The 10248-nt window shown below is 51.5% G+C and carries 6 protein-coding genes and 4 pseudogenes; 8 read left to right on the forward strand and 2 right to left on the reverse strand.

Translation table 11 applies throughout. From position 1 onward, the window contains the following. Positions 1 to 166: 166 nt before the first annotated feature. The 6 genes and pseudogenes from BBW68_RS17165 to rpoS all read left to right on the forward strand — a co-directional run. Positions 167 to 1148, forward strand: a pseudogene (locus BBW68_RS17165) (IS4 family transposase); the annotation flags it as partial. A 29-nt stretch (positions 1149 to 1177) separates the two neighbouring features. Next, on the forward strand, positions 1178 to 1459 hold the full coding sequence (locus BBW68_RS17170; RefSeq protein WP_245675279.1) for a fatty acid desaturase family protein: 282 nt from the start codon (positions 1178 to 1180) through the stop codon (positions 1457 to 1459). Positions 1460 to 1545: 86 nt separating this feature from the next. Continuing rightward, the gene (gene surE / locus BBW68_RS13860) at positions 1546 to 2307 is read left to right on the forward strand and encodes a 5'/3'-nucleotidase SurE (protein ID WP_070135794.1); all 762 of its coding nucleotides are present in this window, start codon (positions 1546 to 1548) and stop codon (positions 2305 to 2307) included. Further along, positions 2301 to 2927 (forward strand): protein-L-isoaspartate(D-aspartate) O-methyltransferase, encoded by a 627-nt coding sequence (locus BBW68_RS13865; RefSeq protein ID WP_070135795.1) that lies wholly within the window; start codon positions 2301 to 2303, stop codon positions 2925 to 2927. Before surE ends, BBW68_RS13865 begins: the two co-directional genes overlap by 7 nt. A 152-nt stretch (positions 2928 to 3079) precedes the next feature. Further along, positions 3080 to 4189: a murein hydrolase activator NlpD gene (gene nlpD, locus BBW68_RS13870; RefSeq protein WP_070135796.1), complete on the forward strand. Its 1110-nt coding sequence runs from the start codon at positions 3080 to 3082 to the stop codon at positions 4187 to 4189. 51 nt (positions 4190 to 4240) lie between these two features. Continuing rightward, a complete protein-coding gene (gene rpoS / locus BBW68_RS13875) occupies positions 4241 to 5233 on the forward strand; it encodes an RNA polymerase sigma factor RpoS (protein ID WP_070135797.1) in 993 nt (330 codons plus the stop codon). A 143-nt stretch (positions 5234 to 5376) separates the two neighbouring features. On the opposite strand, the gene mutS is transcribed toward rpoS, so the two are convergent. After that, complete coding sequence (gene mutS, locus BBW68_RS13880; RefSeq protein WP_070135798.1) at positions 5377 to 7938, reverse strand: DNA mismatch repair protein MutS; 2562 nt, start codon at positions 7936 to 7938, stop codon at positions 5377 to 5379. A 159-nt stretch (positions 7939 to 8097) separates the two neighbouring features. Between mutS and BBW68_RS13885 the strand changes: the two are divergent. After that, a pseudogene (locus tag BBW68_RS13885) lies at positions 8098 to 9566 on the forward strand (tyrosine-type recombinase/integrase). Further along, positions 9563 to 10131: pseudogene (locus BBW68_RS13890) on the forward strand (hypothetical protein). The pseudogenes BBW68_RS13885 and BBW68_RS13890 overlap by 4 nt, the downstream one beginning before the upstream one ends. Before the next feature lie 48 nt (positions 10132 to 10179). On the opposite strand, the pseudogene BBW68_RS18120 reads toward BBW68_RS13890, so the two are convergent. Further along, a pseudogene (locus BBW68_RS18120) lies at positions 10180 to 10248 on the reverse strand (IS1595 family transposase); the annotation flags it as partial.

Raw genomic sequence — 10248 nt, forward strand, 5'->3', positions numbered from 1 at the left:
TGTCTTCACACAACAGAGCTATCTGGTATCGTAATCCTTCGGTTCACTGCTGATATTTCATAGTTACTCGCTCATCTTTAGTCGGAAGAGCAGGATAGCTTATCGGTAGCTAACCGTCCCTCCATCTACATGACCGAGAGTTGCACTTATTATCTGAATTCGCGTCTTACATCGATATATCCCATTGATTTTCAGTTGAATAACTTCAATGCTGACACGGCAGTTATCTTTGTGTGTAGTTGCCGTAGACTGGAGTGGCTATCCGTCCCAGGAGCATCATGTCCTTCGCGCAAGCCTTCTTTGTGACGGGCGTTCTGTCCCTTTATTGAGCAAGGTCGTTCTTTTTGAAAAACAAAATAATCCATTGATACAAAATAATTTCCTTGATTCTTTCGCTCAATCTCTGCCACCCGATGCCAGAGTTATTATTGTCAAGAATGCTGGATTTCAGAACGCATGGTTTCATCATATTACTTCGCTGGGCTGGGATTTTATTGGTCGGATCAGAAATAACGTTCACTTTTGTCTCGATAAGACTCGTGAAATAGGGTTAAAAGTGTCGGATTGCCTGGAATGTAAAACGCCGGAATATATGGGGCAGGGGAAGCTGGTCAAAGAAACGAAAAAAAGCATCTAGGAGCATTTTTACACCTATAAGAAATTGGCAAAAGGGCGAAAAAAGAAACGTTACGAAAGGTAAGCCCGGTTTAACCGAAACCGACAAAGAACAGAATAAATCGACAAAAGACGCTTGGTTGATCTTCAGCAGTACAGATGATTTCAGGCCACGAGAAATCATCAAGTTATACAGCCGTCGGATGCAGACAGAGCAGAACTTCCGCGACTAAAAGAGCGAACGCTTTGGTCTTCGGGCCAGTAAAAGTTGCTCAACAGGAAGAATGCTGGTTCTGAGCCTGCTGGCAACGCTGAGTACAATTGTCATGAGGCTTCTTGGTTATCACTCTGAAAATCAGGGGTTACACCTGGAGTACCCGGCCAACAGCATTAAATCGCGGCGGGCTATCTCGTATCTGACGTTAGCAAAAAATGTTCTGCGAAACTCCCCGCCAATTTTAAAGCGAACGGTACTGAGTACAGTTCTTAACCATCTGACTAGAAACTACCGAAATATGGTGTTGGTTTATTAGCAGTAATTTTCTGGGGATCCCTTAGCACGTTGGCTGGGCTTCTGGCTGGGGGGATAAACCTACACTTAATACATCACCTGTTTCCCCACTGGAACCACCGTCACTATCCCGAGCTGGCACAGATCGCCGCGGTGGCTGCACGCTATGACTATCAATATCTCAGCCTGACGCAGTTGCTGAGCGCCCAGCGGAGATTTTTGCATCAGCTGGGGAAGAGGGATAATGCTGCATGCAGCCCGTTCAGAATATTTGTAATTGTCCTTCGGTTTACCAGACATTTATACCTACCACAGCCCGCTGTATCCAGCTAAAATGCCTTCAGCCGCACTAGGAACCCCGGTGATTTTCACACAGTTTCCGGGGTAGGTGAACAAATTTATCAACAGGTTAGGTGTAAATGCGCATATTGCTGAGTAATGATGACGGTATCCATGCGCCAAGCATCCAGACACTGGCGAACGCCCTGCATGAATTTGCTGAGGTGCAGGTGGTCGCACCCGATCGTAATCGTAGCAGCGCCTCCAATTTGCTGACGCTTGAGACGCCGCTGCGGACCTTTAACTATCCGGATGGCGATATTGCCGTGCAGATGGGCACGCCGATGGACTGTGTCTATTTCGGGGTGAATACCCTGATGCAGCCGAAGCCGGACATCGTCGTTTCAGGCATCAACGCTGGCCCTAATCTGGGCGATGACGTGATTTACTCCGGAATGGTCGCTGCCGCGATGGAAGGGCACCACCTCGGGCTGCCTGCGCTGGTCGTGTCGCTGGACGGGTATCAGCATTATGAAATTGCGGCGGCGGTGACCTGTTCGATCCTTAAAGCGCTGCTGCGTGAACCGCTGCACACCGGGCGCATCTTCAATATCAACGTGCCCAACCTGCCGCTTGAAGAAATAAAAGGTATCCGCGTGACGCGCTGCGGCAGCCGCCATCCCAGCGTTCGGGCGATTTCCCAGCAGGACCCGCGCGGTAATACGATGTACTGGATTGCCCCGCCGGGTGAAAAGCTGGATACTGGTCAGGGAACCGATTTTGCCGTCGTCGATGAAGGCTATGTTTCGGTGACCGCACTGCACGTTGACCTGACCGCGCATGCCGCGCAGGAAGAGGTCTCCTCTTGGCTGGAAAACTTTGAGGCCAGCCGCGAATGGTGAGTGGTCGCATAGAGACGTTGCTAGCGCAGCTGCGCCTGCAGGGCATCGATGACGAACGGTTGCTAAAGGCGATTGAAGAGGTGCCGCGCGAGCGTTTTGTCGATGAGGCTTTCGAACATAAAGCTTGGGAAAATACCGCGTTGCCAATTGGTTCCGGGCAGACGATTTCCCAGCCCTATACGGTGGCCAGAATGACCGCGCTGCTCGAGCTGATGCCGGCATCCCGCGTGCTGGAAATCGGCACGGGTTCCGGGTATCAGACCGCGATTCTGGCGCATCTGGTGGAGCATGTCTGCTCGGTTGAGCGGATCAAAGGTTTACAGTGGCAGGCCAAGCGCCGCCTCAAACAGCTAGATCTGCATAATGTCTCTACCCGCCACTGTGATGGCTGGCTCGGCTGGCCGTCACGCGGGCCATTTGATGCGATTATCGTCACCGCCGCGCCGCCGGAAATCCCCACCGAGCTGATGTCGCAGCTCGACGATGGCGGCATCATGGTGCTGCCGGTGGGTGATGAGCAGCAGGTGCTGCAGCGTATCCGCCGTAAAGGCGACGAATTCCAGATTGATAGCGTTGAAGCGGTGCGCTTTGTCCCGCTGGTAAAAGGCGATCTGGCCTGAGTCAGATTAAACTAGGACAGTCCTATACAACTCAACTGTTCCGTGGCACGCCATCATTGATATTGTTAGTATTGATTAAATTTGCGCATGCGGGCCTTGCTGCCGTCAGCTATATTGTGTCTCTGTAAAGTATTGCCGTAAGTGGGGGATTAATGAGCACGGGAAGCCCAGTATTTAAATTGCGCCGTATTGTGGCCGTTTCATTGGTGGGATTTTTGCTGGCAGGCTGTACCAGCAGCGATAACACGCAGGCCCCCATCAGCTCCGTTGGCGGAAATGATTCCGGCATGATGAGCAGCAATTCCGGTATGAGCAGCTCATCAGGCACCAGTACCGGCGGTAGCAACGGCGGGTTTATTCGCCCGGCTTGCCCACCGCCTACCGGCGGCATGGTTGCCCTTTCTGCCGCCCCTGAACAGAACGTGACCACCGAAAATGACCACATCGTCTACAACCGTAGTTATGGGAATATTCCGAAAGGTAGCTACGGCGGCGACAGCTATACTGTTAAACGCGGCGATACATTGTTCTACATTGCTTGGATTACCGGCAACGATTTCCGCGACCTAGCACAGCGCAACAATATCGCCGCACCTTACAGCCTCAACGTCGGCCAGCAGCTACAGGTCGCTAACGGTACCGGTATGCCTATCACCGGCGGCAATGCGGTCACGGTAGCCGATGCTACCGCTGGTGGTGTCAGCACGCCTCCATCCGGTGGGCAAATGACAACCGCAACGGTTGCACACCAGCCGGTAATTACGTATTCTGAGGATTCAGGTACACAAAGTGGAGGCAGAATGCTACCTTTGTCCGGTAAAACTGCTGCAACGACAACAGTGCCGGTTACCGCCCTAACCGTAAGTAGCACGACGGACAGTACTACCCCTGTGGGAAGCTGGCGTTGGCCAACAGATGGTAAGATCATTGATAACTTCTCTGCCTCCGAAGGTGGCAATAAAGGTGTTGATATCGCGGGATCTCGTGGTCAGTCCGTCGTTTCCACCGCCTCTGGTCTCGTGGTGTACGCCGGTAACGCGCTACGCGGATACGGTAATTTGATTATCATCAAACATAATGATGACTACCTGAGTGCCTATGCCCATAACGATACGATGCTGGTCCGTGAACAACAAGAAGTGAAAGCGGGTCAGAAGATTGCAACCATGGGCAGCACTGGCACAAGCTCGGTTAGATTGCACTTTGAAATTCGTTACAAGGGGAAATCCGTAAATCCGTTGCGTTATTTACCGCAACGTTAATCCGGCAGAACCTTGGTGTTCTGCCCTTGGGATCACGGGTAGGAGCCGCTTATGGGTCAGAATACGCTGAAAGTTAACGATTTAAATGGAGACGCGGAATTCGACGAAAACGGAGCTGAGGTTTTTGATGAGAAGGCTCTCGTCGGAAATGAACTTGGTGATAACGATTTAGCAAAAGAAGAGCTGCTGTCGCAAGGCGCAACACAGCGTATCCTTGATGCCACGCAGCTATACTTAGGAGAAATTGGTTATTCTCCATTGCTCACAGCAGAAGAAGAAGTTTTTTTTGCCCGACGTGCACTCCGTGGTGACGTGCCATCGCGTCGCCGCATGATCGAAAGTAACCTGCGTCTGGTGGTGAAGATTGCCCGTCGTTACAGCAATCGTGGTCTGGCGCTGCTGGACCTAATTGAAGAAGGTAACCTCGGCCTGATCCGTGCAGTAGAAAAATTTGACCCGGAAAGAGGGTTCCGTTTCTCTACTTACGCCACTTGGTGGATTCGTCAGACTATTGAACGGGCGATCATGAATCAAACCCGTACCATTCGTCTGCCGATTCATATCGTAAAAGAGCTGAATGTTTATCTGCGTACTGCGCGTGAACTTTCCCACAAGCTCGACCATGAGCCAAGTGCGGAAGAGATAGCTGAAAAGTTAGATAAGCCTGTTGATGACGTGAGCCGGATGCTGCGCCTCAACGAACGCATTACCTCAGTTGATACGCCGCTGGGTGGCGATTCTGAGAAACAACTGCTGGACATCTTGGTCGATAAAGAAGATAACGGCCCGGAAGATACCACGCAGCACGATGATATGAAGCAAAGCATCGTTAAGTGGTTGTTCGAACTGAACGCCAAGCAGCGCGAAGTGCTGGTACGTCGTTTCGGCCTGTTAGGTTACGAAACGGTTACGCTGGAAGATGTGGGTCGTGAAATCGGTTTAACCCGCGAGCGTGTACGTCAGATTCAGGTTGAGGGCCTGCGTCGTCTGCGTGAGATTCTGCAGGCGCAGGGGCTGAATATTGAAGCGCTGTTCCGCGAATAACACGCGAAAATAAACTGTTTTAATAAATACTGAACAGGGTAATGCGAAAAGCGGTGACTTCGGTTACCGTTTTTTTATTGCCTGCTATTCCGGGTTCTTGAGAAGTAGGGGCGAGGCATGCCTCGCCCGCGTTGAGGTCGGTGCTACACCAGCGACTTCAAGCGGTAAATCCACTCCAGCGCCTGGCGTGGCGACAGCGAATCCGGATCCAGCGCTTCGAGCGCTTCTACCGCCGGAGAAGTCTCTTCTACTAGCAGTGGCAGCTGCGAACCGTCGGCTTTGGTGGCGGCTGCGCTGCCTGACAGGGCTTCGAGCTCCTTCAGCTTCTGGCGCGCGCGCTTGATCACCTCTTTCGGCACCCCTGCCAGCGCGGCAACGGCCAAGCCATAGCTCTTGCTGGCGGCGCCGTCCTGCACTCGGTGCATAAAGGCGATGGTATCGCCGTGCTCAACCGCATCAAGGTGCACGTTAGCCACGCCTTCAATCTGTTCCGGCAGCGTGGTCAGTTCGAAGTAGTGCGTGGCAAACAGCGTCATCGCCTTGATGCGGCTGGCTAGGCTCTCGGCACAGGCCCACGCCAGCGACAGGCCGTCATAGGTTGAGGTACCGCGACCGATCTCATCTATTAATACCAAGCTGTATTCAGTGGCGTTATGCAGGATGTTGGCGGTCTCGGTCATCTCCACCATAAAGGTCGAGCGGCCTGAGGCGAGATCGTCCGCCGCTCCCACGCGGGTAAAGATGCGGTCAACAGGGCCTATCACCGCCTGCTCGGCAGGCACGAAGCTGCCGATATAGGCCATCAGCGTAATCAGCGCGGCCTGGCGCATATAGGTACTTTTACCGCCCATATTCGGGCCGGTAACCACCAGCATGCGGCGCTGGGGTGACAGAGAGAGCGGGTTGGCGATAAACGGCTTTTTCAGCACCTGCTCAACCACCGGGTGACGCCCGCCGGTCAGCTTAATCCCCGGCTTATCGGTCAGCGTCGTGCAGCTGTAATTCAGCGTCCAAGCGCGTTCGGCAAGGTTGTTCAGCACATCCAGCTCGGCCAGCGCCGAAGCGCAGTTCTGCAATGCTTCCAGATGCGGCAGCAGCAGGTTGAACAGCTCGTCGTACAGGCCTTTCTCCAGCGACAGCGCTTTGCCTTTTGAGGTGAGAACCTCGTCCTCATACTTTTTCAGCTCGGGAATAATGTAGCGCTCGGCGTTTTTTAGCGTCTGGCGGCGCACATAGTGGATCGGCACCAGATGGCTCTGCCCGCGGCTGACTTGGATGTAATAGCCGTGTACGGCGTTGAAGCCGACCTTCAGCGTATCCAGCCCCAGTTTTTCACGCTCGCGGAGCTCCAGTCGGTCAAGATAGTCGGTGGCGCCATCCGCCAGCGCGCGCCATTCATCCAGCTCGGCATTGTAGCCGGGAGCGATCACTCTGCCGTCGCGCACCAGCACCGGCGGGGTTTCGATAATCGCCCGCTCCAGCAGTTCACGCAGCTCGGTAAATTCGCCCATCTGTCTGCGCAGGGTCTGCAGGTGGGCAGTATCGTTATGCTCCAGCTCAGCGTTGAGCAACGGCAGCTGCTGAAAGGCATGGCGCATGCGGGCTAGGTCGCGTGGGCGGGCAGTGCGCAGCGCCAGGCGCGCCAGAATACGCTCTAGGTCACCGACCCGACGCAGCAGTGGCGTCACGGATTCATGCAGGTCCTGCAGCGCGCTGATGCTCTGCTGGCGCTGAGCGATCGTCTGAGCATTGCGCACCGGCATATGCAGCCAGCGTTTCAGCATGCGGCTGCCCATCGGCGTAACGGTTTTATCCAGCACCGACGCGAGGGTGTTCTCAATGCCGCCGGCGAGATTTTGGGTGATCTCCAAGTTACGGCGGGTAGCAGCATCCATAATAATGCCGTCCTGCTGGCGCTCCATGGTCAGCGAGCGAATGTGAGGCAGCGAGGTGCGCTGGGTGTCTTTCACATACTGCAGCAGGCAGCCTGCGGCGCGCAGAGCGTGGTGGGCCTGTTCAACGCCAAAACCGCTCAGGTCACGGGTGGCAAACTGCAGGTTCAGCTGCTGGCGCGCGGTGTCCAGCTCATACTCCCACAGCGGGCGGCGGCGCAGGCCACGACGGTTCTCAATCAGCGCCGTCGCGGCAAAATCTTCCGGATAAAGCAGCTCTGCCGGATTGGTACGCTGTAGTTCAGCCGCCATAGTTTCTAGGTCGGTTGGTTCGGCAAGGCGGAAGCGGCCGGAGCTGATATCCAGCGTGGCGTAGCCAAACCCGCGCTGGCTCTGCCAGATGGCCGCCAGCAGGTTATCTTGGCGCTCGTTAAGCAGCGCTTCATCGCTGATGGTGCCGGGGGTGACGATACGCACGACTTTGCGCTCGACTGGCCCTTTGCTTAGCGCCGGGTCGCCAATCTGTTCGCAAAGCGCCACCGATTCGCCTAGCTGCACCAGCTTCGCTAGGTAGTTTTCTACCGCATGATAGGGCACGCCCGCCATCGGAATGGGTTCACCGGCCGACGCGCCGCGTTTGGTGAGTGAAATTTCCAGCAGCTGCGAGGCGCGTTTCGCATCATCATAAAACAGCTCGTAGAAATCTCCCATGCGGTAGAACAGCAGGATCTCAGGATGATCAGCCTTGAGGCGCAGATACTGCTGCATCATCGGCGTATGGCTAGAGAAGTCCTTATCAATGTCTTCATTCATGTTGATTTTACTCATTTTTTAATTCTTTCAAGTGCTCATGTGACCCCAGGTAAAACTCCTTTAAACCCATATAAACCCATAAATTTGTAGCTCACTTGTAGCCCAAAGCGTGATAGATTGATTGCACTCCTTCTTTGGGCTACAAATGGTGGTGATACTTTGAAAACAACTTTCAATCAGGCTTTGTTATCAACAAGTTAAGTATTAATATTAAGCCTGAACTCAGTAGCTTTGGAAAAGTCGTTTTCGAAGCCAACCCTGACCAAAAACCTTACATAGTTTTTGACGATCATCGAGATTCACCCGTTGGTTTCGGTGTGAAGGTCAGTTTGACGAAAAAAACCTATGTAATCCAGCGAAGAGTAGCCTCGTCAGATCGTAATGTTAGTGAGGGTAAGAAGCCAAGCTCTGTCTTGAAAGTAAAGGTTGGAAATGTGTCTGATTTTCCAAGTATCGATCAAGCCCGTGAGGCAGCTCGGCAGTTGGTTCAGACAATGATTGCAACAAAGAGAAATCCCAACAAGATTAAAAGGGAACTCGATTTGGCTGAATTGACTGTGAGTGAAGCTTTTGCCCAATACAGGAGTCACTTACTTGGCAGAACCAAACCTGCTAAACCAAACACTCTCAATGTGTTAAACAAAGCTGAGAATCGGTTGAAAGAATGGCAAAACCTTCGAATCAAGGATCTTACAGGTAATGAAATCGTTCGAAAGTTTGACGAGATTGCTTCAAGAGCCAGAACAGCAGCAGAACAGACTTTTAGGTGGGCCAATGTTGCTGTAAAACACGCAATCGAGATCGAAGCTGGGAATGCTCAGACCTAGCAACGACAACCTTCGTTGTCCTATAACCCTTTTTCAATTTTAAAGGTACAGAAGAAGTTCAGAACACGATCTGAGCTGGAAGATAGCTATCGTGCCAAGGGCGTACGAAATCCATTGTCCCCCAAAGATACTTTGGGACGGTTTCTAGCTGTATTACACAATAAGCGAGGTTTTAATCGTTTGGGTTGTGATTATCTGTTGCTGACCATTTTGACAGGAGCCAGGAAAGAAGAGACAGCAACACTGTGCTGGCGAGAGGCCCTGACAGAAGAGGAAGTCAGAACGACAAGCTATGTCGATCTCGAAAACCGGGTTATTCGTTTTTACGACACGAAAAATCGTAACGACCATGAGCTTCCAATCTGTGATGCTACAAAGCGAATTTTGGAAGACCGACGAGATATCGTCAACGATACCGAAATACGGGCAGATAAACGCAAATGGGTTTTTCCGGCTCGTTCATCACGAAGCAAGGTTGGATATTATTCTGACAGTAAAAGCTTGTGCGAGTATATCTGCCAGGAAGCTGGAATAATGAAGCTGGGAATGCACGATCTACGAAGAACCTTTGGTCGAGTTGCAGAAGGGCTTACTTCGTATGCAGTGGTGAAAAGATTGCTTAACCACCGTAATACCACAGACCCTACTGAAAGATATGCTGAGCCTGATAAAGAGCGGGTATTTGATGCTCTTCAACTGATTGAGCTTCATATGCTGATGACGTCACCAGAATTGTATAATACACTTTTGGCTTCGGCGAAGTACCCACCATTGCCAGAAAATCAGGAGAACAAGGAATGAGTACTATTGATACTTTAAGGGAATACGCCGAAGTATGGCGGCTATTTGGTAGTATGCCAGATGATGCAACCCTGAGTGCCGAAGTTTCGGCCCTGGTGTAAGTGTCAAAACATTGGCTCGTTATCGCCAGACTGGTAATGGCCCTACTTATATCCAATACCAGGCTGAAGATAGCAAAGCAAGAAATCAACGCGTAAATTATCTGTTGGGTGATTTAAAAACCTGGCGGGATAGTCATAAAGTGAACAGCACAATGGAAGCAGCACAGCTCCGTGGGTTGGCTTTTGCTTCTTTGGCTGATTTTACCAAGCCAGAGCCTTTCTGGACTATTGATAATAAAATTTATGCTCATGTCCTTACTGTATCTGACGAAGTATTCAAGGAGCTATTAAATACCTCTCGCGCAGAAGTTATTTGGATCTCTCTTGAGAAAGTGTTGTTTGAGAACTGGCATGCTTCGAGAGAGCGTCAGAAATGGAATGACGTTTTTGTTAGTGTACTAAGTGGGATGGTTAAATCATGTGAAATTGAACAAGAACGTCATATACTTAATGATATTTTATGATTAATTTCATTCCCAATACAAAATTGAAGGGGCTGTCCTAGATAAGGTTTAAATTTTACGTTTAACTATCTGTTTTAAAATAGTTAATTGCTGTTTTGCACTTGGAGTGTTAAATCG

The organism is Candidatus Erwinia dacicola (genome assembly GCF_001756855.1).
Lineage (GTDB): Bacteria > Pseudomonadota > Gammaproteobacteria > Enterobacterales > Enterobacteriaceae > Erwinia > Erwinia dacicola.

Bases quoted from the DNA above. Each gene is read 5' to 3' on its own strand.
- mutS (WP_070135798.1), bottom strand. From the start codon at position 7,938: ATGAATGAAGACATTGATAAGGACTTCTCTAGCCATACGCCGATGATG.
- surE (WP_070135794.1), top strand. From the start codon at position 1,546: ATGCGCATATTGCTGAGTAATGATGACGGTATCCATGCGCCAAGCATC.
- nlpD (WP_070135796.1), top strand. From the start codon at position 3,080: ATGAGCACGGGAAGCCCAGTATTTAAATTGCGCCGTATTGTGGCCGTT.
- BBW68_RS13865 (WP_070135795.1), top strand. From the start codon at position 2,301: ATGGTGAGTGGTCGCATAGAGACGTTGCTAGCGCAGCTGCGCCTGCAG.
- rpoS (WP_070135797.1), top strand. From the start codon at position 4,241: ATGGGTCAGAATACGCTGAAAGTTAACGATTTAAATGGAGACGCGGAA.